This is a genomic window from Pseudomonas sp. P4_B4, from assembly GCF_056402255.1.
The window spans coordinates 1-18,496 of the sequence record NZ_JBFUHS010000007.1 but is presented as its reverse complement, the minus strand read 5'-3'; the positions used below and the strand labels follow the sequence as shown (position 1 = coordinate 18,496).

General features: G+C 60.2%; 9 protein-coding genes and 2 rRNA genes. 7 read left to right on the top strand and 4 right to left on the bottom strand.

Going from position 1 to position 18,496, the window contains the following annotated elements:
• Positions 1–132 precede the first annotated feature (132 nt).
• Together AC1DVE_RS10320 and AC1DVE_RS10315 are read left to right on the top strand one after the other, a co-directional pair.
• Entirely contained in the window at positions 133–7,422 is a 7,290-nt protein-coding gene (locus AC1DVE_RS10320) for a retention module-containing protein (protein ID WP_223460855.1), read from the top strand.
• Between the two features lie 145 nt (positions 7,423–7,567).
• The gene (locus AC1DVE_RS10315) at positions 7,568–7,906 is read left to right on the top strand and encodes a tryptophan synthase subunit beta (RefSeq protein WP_223460853.1); all 339 of its coding nucleotides are present in this window, start codon (positions 7,568–7,570) and stop codon (positions 7,904–7,906) included.
• 56 nt (positions 7,907–7,962) lie between these two features.
• On the opposite strand, the gene lapD is transcribed toward AC1DVE_RS10315, so the two are convergent.
• Together lapD and lapG are read right to left on the bottom strand one after the other, a co-directional pair.
• Complete coding sequence (lapD, locus tag AC1DVE_RS10310) at positions 7,963–9,909, bottom strand: cyclic di-GMP receptor LapD (protein ID WP_223460851.1); 1,947 nt, start codon at positions 9,907–9,909, stop codon at positions 7,963–7,965.
• A 14-nt stretch (positions 9,910–9,923) separates the two neighbouring features.
• Positions 9,924–10,616, bottom strand: a complete 693-nt coding sequence (gene lapG / locus AC1DVE_RS10305) for a cysteine protease LapG (protein ID WP_223460850.1) — start codon at positions 10,614–10,616, stop codon at positions 9,924–9,926.
• Positions 10,617–10,811: 195 nt separating this feature from the next.
• Between lapG and AC1DVE_RS10300 the strand changes: the two genes are divergently transcribed.
• The 5 genes from AC1DVE_RS10300 (at position 10,812) to AC1DVE_RS10280 (ending at position 17,890) form a co-directional block, all read left to right on the top strand.
• Positions 10,812–11,522, top strand: a complete 711-nt coding sequence (locus AC1DVE_RS10300; protein WP_223460848.1) for a GntR family transcriptional regulator — start codon at positions 10,812–10,814, stop codon at positions 11,520–11,522.
• 736 nt (positions 11,523–12,258) lie between these two features.
• Entirely contained in the window at positions 12,259–13,035 is a 777-nt protein-coding gene (locus AC1DVE_RS10295; RefSeq protein ID WP_223461815.1) for a DUF3050 domain-containing protein, read from the top strand.
• On the top strand, positions 13,032–13,961 hold the full coding sequence (locus tag AC1DVE_RS10290; protein WP_223461817.1) for a diiron oxygenase: 930 nt from the start codon (positions 13,032–13,034) through the stop codon (positions 13,959–13,961). Before AC1DVE_RS10295 ends, AC1DVE_RS10290 begins: the two co-directional genes overlap by 4 nt.
• Positions 13,962–13,974: 13 nt before the next feature.
• The gene (locus tag AC1DVE_RS10285) at positions 13,975–17,400 is read left to right on the top strand and encodes an amino acid adenylation domain-containing protein (protein ID WP_477783907.1); all 3,426 of its coding nucleotides are present in this window, start codon (positions 13,975–13,977) and stop codon (positions 17,398–17,400) included.
• A 22-nt stretch (positions 17,401–17,422) separates the two neighbouring features.
• Positions 17,423–17,890, top strand: coding sequence for an SRPBCC family protein (locus AC1DVE_RS10280; RefSeq protein ID WP_223461821.1), 468 nt, complete (start codon positions 17,423–17,425; stop codon positions 17,888–17,890).
• Positions 17,891–17,995: 105 nt separating this feature from the next.
• Here the strand turns inward: AC1DVE_RS10280 and rrf are convergent.
• Positions 17,996–18,111, bottom strand: a 5S ribosomal RNA gene (gene rrf, locus AC1DVE_RS10275).
• 182 nt (positions 18,112–18,293) lie between these two features.
• Positions 18,294–18,496 (bottom strand): 23S ribosomal RNA (locus AC1DVE_RS10270); the annotation flags it as partial.

The following is an 18,496-nucleotide window of genomic DNA, read 5'->3' as shown; positions in this document are numbered from 1 at the left end:
AATCATAGCCAAATTATTGACTGATTTATGCGTCAAACTTGTGCATCCATTTTGCGTACGTCCAGACTGGTCGGCGCAGACGCCATCAGGTCTATGGACGTCAACTGAACGTGACACCCCGGAGAGTCTTCAATGAGCAGTGTTGTTGCCATCGTCAAAAGCATTGTCGGTCAGGTTTTCGTGGTATCCCCGGAGGGCATCCGCCGCGTTCTCGTTGAAGGCGACAAACTGTTTGCCGGTGACCAGATCGACACTGGCCTTTCCGGTGCCGTGTCCCTGGAACTGGCCGATGGCCGCACCCTGGATCTGGGCCGAGACACCCAGTGGAGCGCTGAAACCCCGGACTCCGGCACTGATCTGGCATTCGCCACCGCGCAAGCCGCGCCGTCGGTTGAGGAGCTGCAACAAGCCATTGCCGCCGGTGCCGACCCGACCAAAGACCTTGAAGCCACGGCGGCGGGTCCGACGGCGGCGGGTTCTGGTGGTGCCGCCGGTGGCGGTCACAGCTTCGTGATGCTCGACGCCACCGCTGGCCGCATCGACCCGACCATCGGCTTCCCGACCGCGGGCATCAACTCTGTTGCGCAAACCACTCAGGACATCACCGGCGGCCAGACCACCAACACCACCGCCAACACCCTGCGTGACTCGACCCTGAGCCTCAGCGCCACGCCAACCATCACCGAAGCCGGTGGCGTGCTGGTATTCACCGCGACCCTGACCCAGGCACCACTGACCGACCTGACTGTGACGCTGTCCAACGGCGCTGTGATCGTGATTCCCGCGGGCTCGACCACCGGCACCGTCAACGTGCCATTGGCTGCGAACGACACTGTTTATAACGACGCGACCCAGATCGAAGTAACTGTCACCGGCACCAGCGGCGGCAACGGCATCACCGTGACGCCGCCGACTACCCCGGCTGTGACCCAGATCACCGATACCGTCGACACCACTACGGTCACCCTGACGGCCGGCAACACCGTCACCGAAGGTGGCCAGATCACCTACACCGTAACCCTGACCAATCCGGCGCAAACACCGGTGACCGTCACCCTGTCCAACGGCTCGACCATCACCATTGAAGCCGGCAAGACTACCGGCACCGTCGTGGTCGAGACCCCGGCCAATGACGTCTATGTAAACGGCAGCACCGTCAGCACGACCATCACCGGTACCACCGGCGGTAACTTCGAAAACCTGGTGCCCAACACCACACCGGCCGTGACCACCATCACCGATTCTATGGACAACACAGGGCTGACCCTGACCGCCACCGGCAACATCACCGAAGGCGGCCAGATCACCTACACCGCCACCCTGACCAACCCGGCCGGCACGCCGATGACCGTGACCTTGAGCAACGGCTCGGTCATTACCATCGAAGCGGGCAAAACCAGCGGCACCGTCGTGGTCGAGACCCCGGCCAATGACGTCTATGTAAACGGCAGCACCGTCAGCACCACGATCACCGGCACCACGGGCGGCAACTTTGAACAGTTGACCCCGAGCACTCAGCCGGCGCTGACCACCATTACCGATTCAAAAGACGACACCGGCCTGAGCCTCTCGGCTTCCCCTGACGTGGCGGAAGGAGGGTCGATTGTTTACACCGCGTCCCTGACCAATGCCGCGGGCACAGCGGTAACGGTCACCCTGAGCAACGGCGCGATCATCACCATCGCCGCTGGCGCAACCACCGGCAGCGTGAGCGTCCCGGCCCCGGCCAACGACGTCTATAAAGATGCCGGCAAGGTCGAAGCCACCATCAAGGACGCTACGGGTCGCAACTTCGAGAATCTGGTCACTGATTCGACACCTGCAGTGACCAATGTCTCTGACACGATCGACACATCGACGGTCAGCCTGACCACCACGCCGACCATCGTCGAAGGCGGCACTGTGGTTTACACCGCTTCTGTCACTTCGCCAGTCACCGGGTCGCCGGTTGTCGTGACCTTGTCCAATGGCCAGGCCATCACTATTGCGGTAGGCGCCAGCAGCGGTTCCGTGAGCGTCGTGACGTCTGATGATGCCTTGGCGGGTGGTAACTCCCTGAGCGTCAAGATTGACGACGCCAAGGGTGGCAACTACGAGAAGCTGGACGTCGACGGCAAGTCGGCAGAGACCTCGGTGACCGATACCGTCGACGCTACCAATCTGTCGCTGAGCGCGACCGATTCCGTGGCCGAGGGTGGGTCGATTGTTTATACCGCTACCTTGACCAATCCGGCCGGTACGCCGGTCACCGTGACCTTGTCGAACGGTGCCGTAATCACCATCGAAGCCGGTAAAACTACCGGCACCGTGACCGTCGATGCGCCAAAAGACGACGTGTACCAGGACGCCGGCAAAGTCGAAGCGACCATTTCGACCGCTACGGGCGGCAACTTCGAAAACCTGGTGCCGAGCAACGTGCCGGCGGTGACCAACGTCACTGACACCATCGACACGACCACCGTTAAGCTCACCGCCTCCGAAACAGCGGCTGAAGGTGACACTGTCACTTACACCGCCACTGTGGGTGCAGCCGTGACCGGCTCGCCAGTGACCGTGAATTTGGCTAACGGCCAGAGCATCACCATCGACGTCGGTCACACCACCGGCACTATCACCACCAGCGCGCTGAACGACGTGCTGGCCGGTCACGCCCCACTGACCAACTCGATCACCGACGTCAGCGGCGGTAATTACGAGAACCTGGTCGCGGATAAAACGCCGGTTTCGACCACCGTCACCGACACCGTCGACACCACCAACCTGTCGCTGAACGCGACCGACTCTGTGGCCGAGGGCGGCTCGATTGTCTACACCGCGACCCTGACCAACGCCGCCGGCTCGCCGGTGACCGTGACCCTGTCGAACGGCGCGGTGATCACCATCGAAGCCGGTAAAACCACCGGCACCGTGACTGTCGATGCGCCGAAGGACGACGTGTACAAAGACGCCGGTAAAGTCGAAGCGACCATTTCCACCGCCACCGGCGGCAACTTCGAGAACCTGGTGCCGAGCAACGTGCCGGCGGTGACGGAAGTGACCGACACCATCGATACCTCGACGGTGAAACTGACAGCGAGCGAAACAGCGGCCGAAGGTGGCACCGTCACCTACGCCGCCACCGTCGGTGCAGCCGTGACCGGTTCGCCTGTCGTCGTGACGTTGGCCAACGGTCAAACCATCACCATTGAAGTCGGTCACACCAGCGGCACCGTGACTATCACCGCGCCGAACGACGCGCTGACTGGCCACGCCCCGCTGACCAACTCGATTACCAACGTCACTGGTGGTAATTACGAGAACCTGGTCGCCGACAAAACCCCGGTCAGCACCACCGTGACCGACACCGTCGACACCACCAACCTCAGCCTGAGTGCCACCAACTCGGTCGCCGAGGGCGGCTCGATCATCTACACCGCCACCCTGACCAACGCCGCCGGCTCGCCGGTCACCGTGACCCTGAGCAACGGCGCGGCAATCAATATCGAGGCCGGTAAAACCACCGGCACCGTCACCGTTGTGGCACCGTCCGACGACGTCTACAAAGACGCCGGCACCGTCCAGGCAACGATCAGCGACGCCACCGGCGGCAACTTCGAAAGCCTGGTGAAAGACCCGGCAGCAGCTGTCACGAGCGTAACCGACACCATCGACAAAACTGAAGTCAGCATCAGCGGCAGCACCTCGGTGACCGAAGGCCAGGCCGCCAGTTACACCGTCAGCCTGACTCACCCGGCCCAGACCGAAGTGACGCTGAAAATCGTCTACAGCGGCACCGCTGCCGACGGTTCGGACTTCACCGGTGTGTACACCGTGAAGATCCCGGCGGGTGCCAGCAACGCTGGCTTCGACGTCGCGACCATCGATGACAAGATCACCGAAGGCACCGAAAACTTCGTGGTCAAGATCGACTCGGCCATCGGCGGCGACTTCGAGAACCTGGCGATCAGCTCGTCCAACGGCAGCGTCAGCACTTCGATCATCGACAACGATGCACCGCCAGTGCTGGACCTCGACGCCAACAACTCCAGCGGCGCCTCCGGGGCCGATTACCAGGTGACGTTCACCGAAAACACTGCCGGTCCTGGCGTGTCTATCGGCGATACCGATCTGAGCATCACTGACCCGGACAGCACCCTGCTGACCGGCGCAACGATCGTGCTGACCAACCGTCAGCCAGGCGACGCGCTGAACCTGGGCAATAGCGTCAATGGCATCACCATCAATGCCAACAGCCAGGACGGTTCGGTCACGCTGACACTGTCGGGCAATGCGACGCTGGCCGACTACATGCAGCAGATCAAGAACATCACCTTCACCAACAACAGTGAAGATCCGAGCACCGTGCCGCGCATCATCACCGTGACGGTGACCGATGGCAGCAACTACTCCAACACCGCGACCACCACGGTCAACGTGGTGGCGGTCAATGACGCACCGGTCGCAGCACCGGTCAACGTCACCGGCACCGAAGACACGCCGCTGATCCTCGATTGGTCGACCTTCGGCGTCAGCGACGTCGACAGTCCGGCTGCCAGCCTGGGCGTGAAAATCACCCAGCTGCCGGGCGAGGGCAAACTGCAGTACCTGGACGGTTCGACCTGGAAAGATGTCGCCACCAACCAGACCTTCAGCAAGGCTGATATCGACGCTGGCAAACTGCGCTTCACGCCGGATGCCAACGAGTCGGGCGTGGACGGTTATGGCCCCGGCATTGGCGACCAAAAGGCTGACTACGCGCAACTCCAGTTCCAGCCAACCGAGGGCCAGTCGCTGGGCAACACCGGCACGATCAAGATCGACATCACCCCAGTGGCGGATGCACCGACCCTGAGCGTTGCCGACAACAGCGTAAGGTCCACCGGGTTGATCAAGGAAGTCTGGACCGGTCTGTCGGGCCTGGGCACCAGCGGAAACGGCGCGGACTCGACCACGCTGAAAAACGTGATCGACGCCGCGGGTACACCGAACTCCAAGGGCACCGTGACCAACGTGCAGTCCGACGGTAGTGTGACCGCCGGCACGGCGTCGAAAACCTCCGGCCTGATCTACCTCGAAGCTGGCAAGACCTACACCTTCAGCGGTGTTGGCGATGACAGCCTGTTGGTGACCATCGGCGGCAAGAACGTAGCCGCGATCACCTGGGGCGCGGGCGGCAACCTCAATGGTTCGTTCACCCCGACTACCAGCGGTTACTACACCCTGGACATCTATCACCACAACCAGAGCGGCCCGGGCAACTATGACGTCAACCTGTCGGTCAATGGCAGCACGCCGATCGACCTGAGCAGTGCCGGCGTACCGATTTACACCGGTGTGTCGGATCTGGTGAATGCCGGTGTGACCGTGTCTGACTTGCACGGCACCCAAGGCGAAGGCTACTACGACGGTTACAAACTCAATACCGGCGCCGAAGGCACCCGTGTGAAATTGTCCGCCATCACCACCGCGCTGACCGACACCGACGGCTCGGAAAGCCTTAGCCTGAAGATCAGCGGCATGCCGGTCGGCTCGGTGCTCACCGACGGCGCGGGACATACCTTCACGGTCACCGCGTCCAATGGCGAGGCCAACGTGACGGACTGGAGCCTTGGCTCTCTGACCGTCACTCCACCACCGTACTACAACGGCCAGTTCAACCTGACCGTGACCTCGACCTCCACCGAGGCCCTGGGTGGTTCGGCCAGCAACACTTCGCAGATTCCCGTGACCGTGTACCCGGCGGTCTACAACGCCGTCACCGCCACCGCGGCCGATGACACCATCACCGGCACCGACGGCAATGACATCATCGTCGCCGACATCGGTGGCCTGACCGTGGTGCCGGGCACCAACTACAACATCGCATTCATGGTCGACAGCTCCGGCAGCATGAGTACCTCGTCGATCAACTCGGCCAAGGACTCGCTGACGTCGGTGTTCAACACCCTCAAGCAAAGCCTGGGCAGCAACTCGGGCACGGTGAACATTTTCCTGGTGGACTTCGACACCCAGGTCAACAAGTCGGTGTCGGTGAACCTCAATGACCCGAATGCGCTGACTCAGTTGAAGGCGATTCTGGACTCGATGTCGTCCGGCGGCGGCACCAACTACGAGGACGTGTTCAAAACCACGGCCAACTGGTTCCAGAGTGCGGACGCCGTGGCCAACACCGGGGCGAAGAACCTCACGTATTTCATTACTGACGGCAAGCCGACTTACTACCAGAGCGGCGAGTCGACCAACCCGACCCTGTATGGCAGCACAACACTCGATAGCCTGATCACCACCAGCAACTATCAGTTGGGTAAAGCGATCAGCCTGTTCCCCGACAGCACGCACCAGATCGACATTACCGCCTCGGGCTACGTGACGGTCTGGACCAAGAGCAGCAACGGCAACAACGGCAACAACGGCAATGGCAATGGCAATGGCAATGGCAACGGCAACGGAAGTAGCTGGTCATCCAAGGACTTCGGCTATCTGCATGCCCAGGGTGACGGCACCTACGAGTTCTCGGGTCGTGACGGCGACGGCAACAGCACCGACGGGGACACCACCAGCAACTCCACCAGCAGCTTTACACTGCTGAGCAACCTGTCGAATGTCGAGGCCATTGGCCTCAACAGCGACGTGAGTCTCAACGACCTGAAGCCGTACGACTCGGATCAAACGCCACAAACCAACATCGATCCGAAGGATCTGGCCAACTCGATCATCGGCCACACCGAAGCGACGATGCCAGGCAACGACACGGTCAGCGGTGGCGATGGCAACGACCTCCTGTTCGGCGACCTGGTGAGCTTCAACGGCATTGCTGGCGAGGGTTACCAGGCCATGCAAGCCTTCGTGGCACAGCAAACCGGCGTGGACGCCAACAAAGTCACCACCAGCAACGTGCACCAGTACATCACCGAGCATTACACCGCGTTCGATGTGTCCGGTGCCCATGATGGCAACGACAGCCTGCTGGGCGGTGCGGGCAATGACATCCTGTTCGGCTCGGGCGGAAACGACTCCCTCGACGGTGGCAAGGGCAATGACATCCTGCTCGGCGGCACCGGCAACGACACGCTGATGGGCGGACAGGGCAACGACATCCTGATCGGTGGTTCCGGCGGTGACACCTTCGTCTGGAAAGCGGGCGACACCGGCAACGATGTGATCAAGGACTTCAAGGCCAGCGAAGGCGACCGGATCGACCTGCGCGATCTGTTGCAGGGCGAAACCGGCAGCACCATCGACAACTTCCTGAAGATCACCACGGTCGATGGTGTGTCGTCGCTGCAAGTCAGCTCGGCCGGCCAGTTCAACTCGGGCAACGCGGCCGCCGCCACGCCGGACGTGACGATCAAGCTGGAAGGCAACAGCTGGTCGAGCGCCAACCTGCACAACCTGATTGCCGGTAGCGACCCGACCATCAAAGTCGACCACAACAACAGCTGATGCACGAAAACGGCCGCCCTTATGGGGCGGCCGTCACGTTTGCGGCCACTGCCCGGTGACGATTTCGTCGCTGCGCCACATACTGGCGTGCAGTTGACCTATGCTGCTGACAGCACGACGCTGGCTCAAATCCGAGGGGTGCTCAATGTTTTACGTGCAACGCGATGCGCAGGGCCTGTTGGTACGCGTGGAACCCGCCGCCTACGCCGAGGCCACGGAAACGCTGCCGGCCGACAATCATGAGATCCAGGCCTGGTTTGCCAACGCGGCTGTGGAGAACAGCCTCAAACAGCTCAAGCAAAGTGACCTGGAAATGATCCGGGTACTCGATGACTTGATTCAGGTGCTGACCCAGAAAGGCGTGATCCGCGTCACCGACCTGCCGATGGCGGCCCAGGCCAAACTGATGGACCGGACCCAGGCGCGTGAGGCGTTGGGTGGGTTGAGTCAGTTGATCGATGAGGATGAAAGCGGGTTGATCTGATCATTGATCTTCAGTGACTGTTCCAACCTCATCGCGGGCAACCCAGCTCTAAAGTGTTACTTCCAGGGCTTGGGCTCGCCGAACAACTGGCCTTGCACACCGTATAGCCCCATCTCGCGAATCACCGACAACTCGCCTTCAGTCTCGACCCGCTCGGCAATCAGCGGCAAGTCGATGCTGTGCGCCGCTCGCTGGATCGCCTCGATGAACAGGCGTTTATCACTCTCCAGGTCAATGGCCCGAATATAGCTGCCGTCGATCTTCAAGTACGCCAGCCCCAGCCGTGCCAGGTTGCCGATCATGCTGAAGCGCCCACCAAAACGTTGCAGGCTCAGGGAGAACCCGAGCTCGCGCAGGCGTCGGGTCAGTTGCTCCAGCACCGCCTGGTCAGGCAGTTGCTCTTCGCCAATCTCCAGGGTCAAACGCGGGCCGAGGTTGGAATGAGCACGCAATATCTCGAAGATTTTGTTTTGCGCTTGCGGGTCGGCCAGGGTAGCTGACGACAGATTCAGTGCCAGCGACGCCTCATGCCCGCTCATTTGCTCAAGCACCCGTTCGAGCATCAGCCGATCCAGACGCGCAGTCCAGCCGAAGCGCTCCAGCCAAGGCAGAAAACGCCCGGCGGAAATGGTCTGGCCGTGCTCGTCGAGCAGTCGCGACAGCACTTTGTAATGCAGTACCAGTTGCGTGTCCTGGGCGGCGACTACCGGCTGGAAATACAGCTCGAAACGTCGCTGCGTCAGCGCCTGGTCGAGCATCAGATGCCAAGCGTGGTGATCGTCGCCGACACTGGCCGAGAGGCTGTGTTCGATACAGGCCCAGTTCTGCTCGCCCTGGCCTTCGGCCTGCGCCAGCGCCTGATCGCCCAGGCTGAGCACGGCTTGCGGCGAGTCGCCGTGTGCAAAAGGCGCCAGGCCGATAGACGCCACGGCAGCCACATCGGTGGCGCCGGTAGCGTGAAGACTGGCCAAGGCGCTGTCGAGATTTTGTGCCAGTTGCAGCGCTTCTTCGCGCACCAGTCCCGGCGCCAGCACGGCAAATTCGCCGCCACGGATACGGGTGACCAGGTTCTGGGTTTCGGGATATTTGGCGCACTCGCGAGACAGCTGCTCGCCGACGGCTTTGAGTACTTCATCAGTGCGCTGACCACCGAGACGCTGATTGAGACCGGCCAGATCCTTGACCCGTAACAGCAGCAGATAACCGGAACTGGCCTGCTCCGGATTGCTTACCCGCGCATTCAGTTGCATCTCGAAATAACGCCGGTTGGCCAACCCGGTCAATGAGTCCTGATAGGACTCGACCCGCAGTTTTTCACTGCGCTCGGCCTGCTCCTGGAACAGCGCCTTGAGCTTCTCGACCATCTGGTTCATGGCCTGCACGACCCGGCGAAGTTCGGGAGTGCGCGGCAGTTCCGGCAGGCTGAGGAATTCCCGCCGGGCGATGGCATGGGATTGCTGGACCATGTAATCCAGCGGCCTCAATTGCTGACGCAGTAACAGTGCGCCGAGTACCGCACTGACCGCGCCACATAGCAACAACCAGCCCAGGCTGCCCAAAGCGCTTTGCCACAACTTGGCTAGCGCGAACATCGGGTGGCTGACCACCTCGACCCGGGCAGCCTGCTCCCAGCCACGGCTGACGATCGCGTCACCACCGGCGGGTTCCAGGCCGATCAGTTTGACGAACCAGTCCGGAACGTTGTTGACCGCCGGAATGCCCGTGCGCTCGACCAGGGTCTGGTCGGTCTTCAGATCGACCACGCGGATGCTCGCGTAGTAACCGCTGTCGAAAATCGAGCTGACCAGCAACTCGACCATCGCCGGGTCGTCGATGTTCGGTGTCAGGGAAAGCGCCAGCGCCGTCGCAGCGTCCTGGGCATGGGAGCGCAACTGGTTGACGTACTGAATGCGCGAGCTCTCCAGACTGACCATGAAACTGCCGGTGAAGGCGACCACCAGGAACAGACAGATAGCAATCAACAGCTGTTTGAACAAAGACATCTGAGCGTGTGCTCCTAGTTAGTCGTCTCGACCGGAAATCCTTCGGCCTGCATTTTTTTCAACACATCCTGCCAACGCGAAAGGCGTTTGGTATCGCCGACCTTTTTATTGCCCCTGGCGCCTGGCAGCCACAACCCTTCTGCATTGAAAGAGTAGACCGGCAGCAAATCCTTTCGCTGGCTGGCCGGCTTGATTGCATCAATCAGGCTGTCGAGCACCAGGGGCTCGGCCTCCGGACTCGAGTAGTAGGTCAGCACCATGTGCGCGCGGTTCTGGGTCAGTGCCTTGACATAGGTGATACGCAGCTTTTCACTGGCTACACCGAGGTGACGCAGGCTGAAGTACTTGGCAATAGCGTAGTCTTCACAGTCGCCGGCGCCTTTCCAGAGGGCTTCGATCGGGGTTTCCCAGTAGTCGACGTCATGCCACAGGTCGATGTCTTCGACGTATCGCAGCTGTTTGTTGAAAAAGCGATTGACCACATTGAGTTGTTCCAATTCGCCGAGTTGCTTCTGACTGGCCAGCAAGTATTGCCAGTCATTAATGCGCTGCTGACCTTCTCCCAAAGGTCCATACAATGCCTGCGCCCGTCGGCTGATCAGGGAAAAATCCCAATCGGCGCTCAAGCTGCCCAGCATCACGCCAGTCAGCAACAGTGCGCTGCACAGGCAGCGTAAAATCCGGGGGATCGTTAAACTTGCCGCCAATGCGAGGCATCCTGGATAGGCAGGAGGGAGTCGTTTGAATGGTGAAGGTTAGACCGGGAAAAGACAATGGCACAGTGAGATCACTGGCGGCGCGCTAAACTGCAAGAAAGGCACTCGTGAGCCTGTTTGACAAGCCGTCAGTCAGTTACTAGGGTCACTTGGATCCAAAAAATTCCATCACTCAGGGTGCGTTTAGTGACACAAAAGCCCAACCCTCTCAGCAGTATCAAGGTCAACGGGCCGATTCCCGCTCATATGGCACGCTCGGTGATTGAAGAAACCCTGCGCGCGGCCATACTCGACGGGCGCATTCCTTGCGGTGCGGCCTTGCGCCAGCAAGACCTCGCCGACCTGTTCGGCGTCAGCCGCATGCCTGTACGCGAGGCCTTGCGCCAGCTCGAAGCACAATCGTTGCTCAACGTGATTGCCCATAAGGGTGCCGTGGTCGCGCCGCTGGTCCAGGGCGACGCCGTGGAAACCTATGCGCTGCGCATCCTGCTGGAATCCGAAGCCCTGCGTCTCTCGGTGCCACTGCTCCGGGACGAAGATCTCGAACAGGCTGCCCGTCACATCGACGAGCTGGAAACGCAAAGCGACTACACCGAAATCGGCCGGCTCAATCGCCTGTTCCACATGGCGCTTTACAGCCGGGCGCCCAATCGCCGGCTGTTAAGTCTGGTCGAAGACGGCCTGATCGAAGAAGAGCGGTTCCTGCGTTTCAACCTGGAAGCCATGGGCCTGGGCAAACTCTCCCAGGACGACCACCAGGCACTGTTGCGGGCCGCCGAAGACCGGGACGTCGATCGCTCCGTGAAGCTGCTTGAACATCACCTGAACCGAGGGGTCGAGGTCATTACGCGCTACCTCAACAGTCCTGAAGTCCAGGCCAGGAACAGGTCGAAGTAGCCCGCGGCGGCAAGCCCGGGGAACCTATCGAAGGGTTCACCTCGCTTGCTGCGCATTCCCCCCCTCCCCAAAAAAAATGCTCCGCGAATAATTTGATTACAAATCCCCCGCCCCATACCACACCACCTTTGCGGCGCCATGCCGCGCCCCAACGCCCCGCCGCCTTAAAACCCGACCGTTACAACGTTTGCGTGATGCCTCAGTAATGGCGGCCACCTCGATTTACGCCCACTCTGGATAACCAGGACAAATAACGGGTGACGCTCCGTGCGAATGGAGCAGTCCCTGCCCCCAGAAGCGAAGGAAGGAGCCTCATCACGGGAACGGAAGGATCGGCATCACTCGCGCCCCACTTCCACCCCCTCAGACATCCCCAACGACACCCGCTAAAAAAGTTACTTCGAGTGAGGCATTCACTCTTTATTCAATTCTGACTTATATAAGCCGGGAGGAGTAACCACGCCCAAATAAAACCAATATAAAAAGTTTTATTGAAACTTATCATCTTCAAAAAAGTTGAATACTAAAATAATACCGAAACAACTTGATCAATACTTTATATGTGTATTAGTTTTTCTTCGCCGTCAGCCACAAACGGCTACAACGCCTCAGCCACTCGGCATCCATGGCACTGAAAAAGATCAATTAGTTTGAGATACCTGTTCGTTAGGAGAAAACCTTCAGCGAACTTCAGTGCTTGATTAGTTCTTACCAAAGATCAATTACAGGCTCATCCATGAAACCAACTAAAGAACGTCTGATTCAAAAAAAATCCGAACTTAGCGAACACCCGATCTTTTCTGAAATACATTCGCTGCCCGTCCTGCGACGCTTCATGGAAACCCACGTGTTTGCCGTATGGGACTTCATGTCGCTGACCAAGCGCCTGCAACAGGAGCTGACCTGCGTGCGACTGCCCTGGCTGCCACCGCTGGATCCTCAGGCCGCGCGGTTGATCAACGAGATCGTGCTGGGTGAAGAGTCGGATGATCGCCCGGCCCAGGGCCACTACAGCCACTTCGAGTTGTACCTGGATGCAATGCGCGAAGTCGGCGCCTGCACCATTGCCATCGAACGCTTCGTGGCCCTGCAACAAGAAGGCGTGAGTTACGACGTGGCCTTGCAGAGCGTCAACGTCGATCCGACGGCCGCAGATTTCGTTCGCCATACGCTGCACACAGCACTGCATGCGCCGGGTCACAGTGTGGCGGCGGCGTTTCTGCACGGTCGCGAAAGCGTTATCCCGCAGATGTTCCAGCGCATCCTCGACGATTGGGGCATCGGCATCGCGCAGGCGCCGACTTTCCGGTACTACCTCGAACGGCACATTGAGGTCGATTCCGAGGACCATGGCCCGGCAGCGGAAAAGCTCCTGTCGCGACTGGTCGATAGCGATCCGCAACGGCAGGAAGACGTGTATGCCAGCGCTATCGCCGCAGTGGAAAGTCGTATCGCCCTGTGGGACGGGTTGCGCCTGAGCATGAACGAATCCGTCGTGGAGGTGAGCGCATGAACGCCACCGACTACCAATCTTTCGCCGACGCCTGGGAGAGCCGCGCGACCATCCGTACGCGCCCGCGCCGCGTGCTGGAGAACGACGACAAACTGATCTACCCCTTGAGCCGCCAACCGCTGGTGCTGAGCGAAACCTTTCTGCGCCAATGCCCGGAACAGCGCGACTTCGCCCTGGTGCAGACCCTCTACAAGTTCATCAACGATGTGGTGATCTTCGAAACCGAGATCGTCGACAAAACCGCCCGCAGCATCGCCAAGAATCGCTTCGCGGTCGAGTTCCCGTTCGCCTGCCGCTATGACGCCATGACCGTGGTGGTGGACGAGGATTACCACGCGCTGGTGGCGATGGATTTCATGCAACAGACCATCGCGTTGACCGGCATCACCCCCATTGAGTTGCCGGATGAGATCGAGCTGAGCCGGGCGATACCAGCGGCCGTGGCGCTCGCACCGGAGCACCTGCGTAGCGCTGTAGAACTGATCTGCGTGGCCATCGCTGAAAACACGGTGACCGGTGATGTCGCCGCGTTCGCCAAGGACGACACGGTCAAGCAATCGATCAAGGGCCTGATGGCCGATCACTTGCTGGACGAGGGGCGTCACTCCGGTTTTTGGGCGCGGCTGGTACGCATCTACTGGCATGCCGCAAGTGCAGACGACCGCCAGTGCATCGCGCAGATCCTGCCGGTGTTCATTGCTCATTACCTGACCAACGACATCCAAAAATCCTTCGACATCCGCCTGATCGACGCACTGCAGATCAACGACGCGACGCGCCACGCCCTCAAGAACGAAGTGTCGGCACTGGCCTTCCCGATCAATCGCCATCACCCGCTGGTGGCCAACATTGTGCGGTTTTTCCACAGCAGTTCGCTGCTCGATTCGCCGTGCGTACAAACCGCCCTCAGCGACTACCTGGTTTGACGAGGAGCCCATCATGAGACGTCTCGACATCTTGCTCAGCGGACAAAGCCAGGCCATGACCGACCTGGCGCTGGAACTCGAACAACACGGTCACTCACTGACGCGGATATCCGCACTCGACGAAATGCCGGGGCCTGCGGATCTACTGATCGACGATGGTACGTCGCTCCAGTTCACCTGTCAGGCGCCACGCCTGACATTGCAATTGGGCCTTGGCCTGCCGCAGGCGTCCGGCCTGCCATCGCTGGACGTGTTGTGCTGGCATGGTTCAACGCTGCTGAGCCGTGTACCTATCGCCGATGAACCGTCGGGTAACGGCCAGGCGTTGCGTATGCAGGCCATGACAGCACTGGTTGACCACGTGGCGCTGCTGGTCAGCCGCTACTCGAGGGATGCCGACTATTTTCGGCTCGCCGTACCCGCCGTACCCGCCGTACCCGCCGTACCTGTCCGCTTCGAGCGCATCGAGAGCCTGCGGTTCCTGGACAGCCTCGCGTTCGTGCATCGCCTCAATGCCACCGCTGACCCACGACTGCAACAACTCGCGCTAACGCCGATGATCGAAAGGCTGGAGCAACAATGCATCCAGAGCGCCGACCATCCGGCCTTGAGCATCGCCGGCAACACCCTCGACTATCGCCAGTTGCACGTACACAGCCGCGCCATCCAACAACGTCTGCCGCTGCTGGATCAGCATCAAGGCCCGGTCGTCATCGCGATCTGTCTGCCCAAATGCAGTGCGCTGTATGCGGGAATCCTGGCGATCCTGGGCAGCGGCGCGGTGTACTTGCCGCTGGAGCCAAGCCATCCGTTGCAACGTCAGCAGTACATCCTGTCGAACGCCGGCGCGGTGTTGTTGCTGCATGACGGCGAGCATCCCCTGGCGAGCGAGATGCCAGGGCTGGACATCAGCAGTATCGGCGCCCATGAAGCAGACCTCACTCAACCGTTGATGCGCCAACGCCCCGACCTCGATGCGCCCTGCATGGCGCTCTACACCTCGGGTACCACCGGCCATCCGAAGGGCGTGCTACTCAGCCAGGCCAACCTCGCGCACTTCACCCACTGGTACGCCGACTATGTGCAACTGACCGGACAGAGCCGGGTGTTGCAGTTTTCTTCGTTGAGTTTCGACTCATCACTGATCGACATCTTCCCCACCCTGTTGCAAGGCGCCGAGCTGATCGTGCCCGGCGATGACCAACGCCGTGATCCCCTGCAACTGGTGGAACTGATTCGTCATTGGCAACTGAGCCACGCCTTTTTGCCCCCGGCCTTGTTGAGCATCCTGCCTCTGGAGCAGTTGCAGTGCCTGGATCATGTGATGACCGGCGGCGATGTCTGCGAGCCGTGGGTCATCGAGCAACTGAGCCGTCAGGGCAAGCTCTACAACCTCTACGGGCCCACCGAAGCCACGGTGCTGATTACGGCGCGACGCCTACAGACGGGCGACAACAACCGCTCGCTGGGGGCACCGATCGCCAACAGCCAGGTGTTGATTCTCGATGATGACTTTCAACCGGTGGCCGAACAGACCGTCGGTGAGCTGTACATCGCCGGCCCAGGCGTGTGCCTGGGTTACCTGAACAACCCGCAGCAAACCTCTGAGCGTTATCTGGACCTGAACTTGCCTGATGGCCGGACCCTGCGCGTCTATCGCACCGGGGACATGGCGAAGTGGACGGCGGAAGGGATCGAGCTGTGCGGTCGGCGTGATAATCAGGTGAAGATTCGCGGCTTCCGGGTCGAGCCGGAAGAGATTGAGCGCTGCCTGCGCGACAGCCAGTTGTACCGCCAGGTTACCGTGGTCATTGATAGCCAGCGGCGGATTCTGGCTTTCCTTGCTCAACCCCGGGAAGACCTCCCCGGCGGCGCCCGCCAAGCCTTGAAGGCCCACGCGAAACAGCACCTGCCGGACTACATGCTCCCCGTTGCATGGACCGAGCTGGCAGGCATGCCCTACGCCAGCAATGGCAAGGTCGACCGCAAAGCGCTTCTGGAGCTGCCGCTCAACGTCACCGAGCGCCCTCCACGACGTCTGCCCGTCAGCCCCGATGAGGCCCTGCTGCTGGAGATCTGGGCGCAGTTGCTGGAGCTGCCGGCGAGCGACATTTCCACCGACGAAAGCTTCTTCAATCTGGGCGGGCACTCGATCCTGCTGTCGCGCATGCTCCTGCGATTGCGCGAAGAGTTCGGGCGCAGCATCTCGATCAACCGTTTCATCGAAATGCCCACCCTCGCGAAACTGGCGACATTGGTACGCGGCTCCGGCAGCGAAGAAGTGCTGAGCGAACAGGCCATGCGCGATGCGTTCCGCGAACTGGATGTTCAGCCGCTGCCCGTCAGCCGCATGGGCGATGTGCACAAGGTGATCGTCACCGGTGCCAACAGTTTTGTCGGTGTACACATCGTCGAAGCGTTGCTGGCCTGGGGTGCCAGCGAAGTCGCCTGCCTGGTTCGCGGCGGCAATGGCCAATCGGCGGACGAGCGCTTTGCCCAGGCGTTGCAGGAGAACCGTCTGGAACATCTGGATTTGACCCGGGTGCGGGTTTACGCGGCAGACATCACGCGGCCGGAACTCGGTTTGGTGCCCGAGGTTTACCAGCGACTGGATCAGGAGTTTGGCGCTCTGGTGCACAACGCGGCCAACGTCAATCACGTCCTCGATTACGAGTCGCTGGCCCGGGACAACGTCGAGCCGATTTTCGAATGCTTGCGCCTGTGCGAAGGACGCAGCAAAAAAATCTTCAATTTCGTCTCGACGCTCTCGGCCTCCAGCACGATATCCGCCGATGGCCGAGTGCTTGAGTTGCCGGCCGCACCTACACCACCGATCTACATCAAGAACGGCTACAACCTGTCCAAATGGGTGGGCGAGCGCATCCTCGAACGGGCCCGGGAGCTTGGGGTGCGGGTCAATCTCTACCGCCCCGGCAACATCAGCTTCAACAGCCTTACGGGCGTGTGCCAGCCGCACAAGAATCGCCTGATGCTGATGCTAAAGGGCTCGATCCAGCTTGGCCAGGTGCCGGAGTTCGCCTTGAACTTCGACTTGATGCCGGTGGACTTTCTCGCCCGATTCATCGCCTTCCACGCCAGTCGTTATCAACCGGAACAAGCGGTATTCAACCTGCACAACCCCGAGCCCTTGAGCTGGGACAACTACGTGGCGTCCTTCCGCGAGGCGGGACGCGAATTCGCGATGGTCAGCGTCGCCGACTGGCAACAGCAGCTGGATCGGGTCGACAGCGACAACGCGTTGTTCGGCGTGCTGGGGTTCTACCTCAACGGCTTCGAGGAGGACATCGGCGATATCTCGATGATCGGTCACGACAACGCCCAGGCCGGTGTTCGGCTAATGGGCGCGCACTACCCGCAAAAGTCCCCGGCGCTGCTGCGTCGCGGCTGCGACTACCTCAAAGAAATCAATTTCATCTGACTCAACCAAACGGAGCAAGACCATGAGTACTCTGCAACCCGATACCCTGATCAAAAACCCTCAAGGCTGCCACGTGGTGTCCTCGGTGGAGGTGCCCGCCGATGCCGCGCAGGTATGGGCCGTTGTCGGTAACTTTGCCGGCTTCGATCGCTTCATCCCGGCGCTGTCGCACATCGAAATGACCGGCGAAGGTGTGTCATCGCTGCGCAAAAAGTTTTTCAAGGACGGCAACCTGGTGGTCGAGCAACTCAACTCCCGGGACGACCAGGCACGGCACATGACCTGGACCACTATCTACAACACCCTGGGTGTGGCCAATCTGTGGGCAGCGATGAGCGTTGAACCACTGAATGCGGGCAAGTCCCGAGCCACCTGGACCATCATCGCCGAGCCGGCGCAGGGAGGTGCCGAGACGCTGCCGGGCTTCAAGGCTTTCGTACAGGGTTTTGCCGATGATGCGATGAACAATGTGCTGAAGCTGTTTGCGTAAGACGTGAAAAAGCCCGTTGTGGAGAGGCACCACAACGGGCTTTTCAGTACCCCTGAAACGACAAAACCCCTGTCTGCGTAAGCAGACAGGGGTTTCGGAATTCAATCTTGACGATGACCTACTCTCACATGGGGAAACCCCACACTACCATCGGCGATGCATCGTTTCACTGCTGAGTTCGGGATGGGATCAGGTGGTTCCAACGCTCTATGGTCGTCAAGAAATTCGGGTACTGAGTCGTGACCRGTTGGCCTCGCTTCAGCAAATTGGGTATGTGACAGCTTTCGGTGTTTTGTGCTGCTTTTGTGAGCAGAGCCGAACTTTCGGTTCTTTCGTCTTCACACACCGCAATCTGGCCTCTTTCGTTTCTTCAACTAGGAGCATCAAATTGCTTGGGTGTTATATGGTCAAGCCTCACGGGCAATTAGTATTGGTTAGCTCAACGCCTCACAGCGCTTACACACCCAACCTATCAACGTCGTAGTCTTCGACGGCCCTTCAGGGGACTCAAGGTCCCAGTGAGATCTCATCTTGAGGCAAGTTTCCCGCTTAGATGCTTTCAGCGGTTATCTTTTCCGAACATAGCTACCCGGCAATGCCACTGGC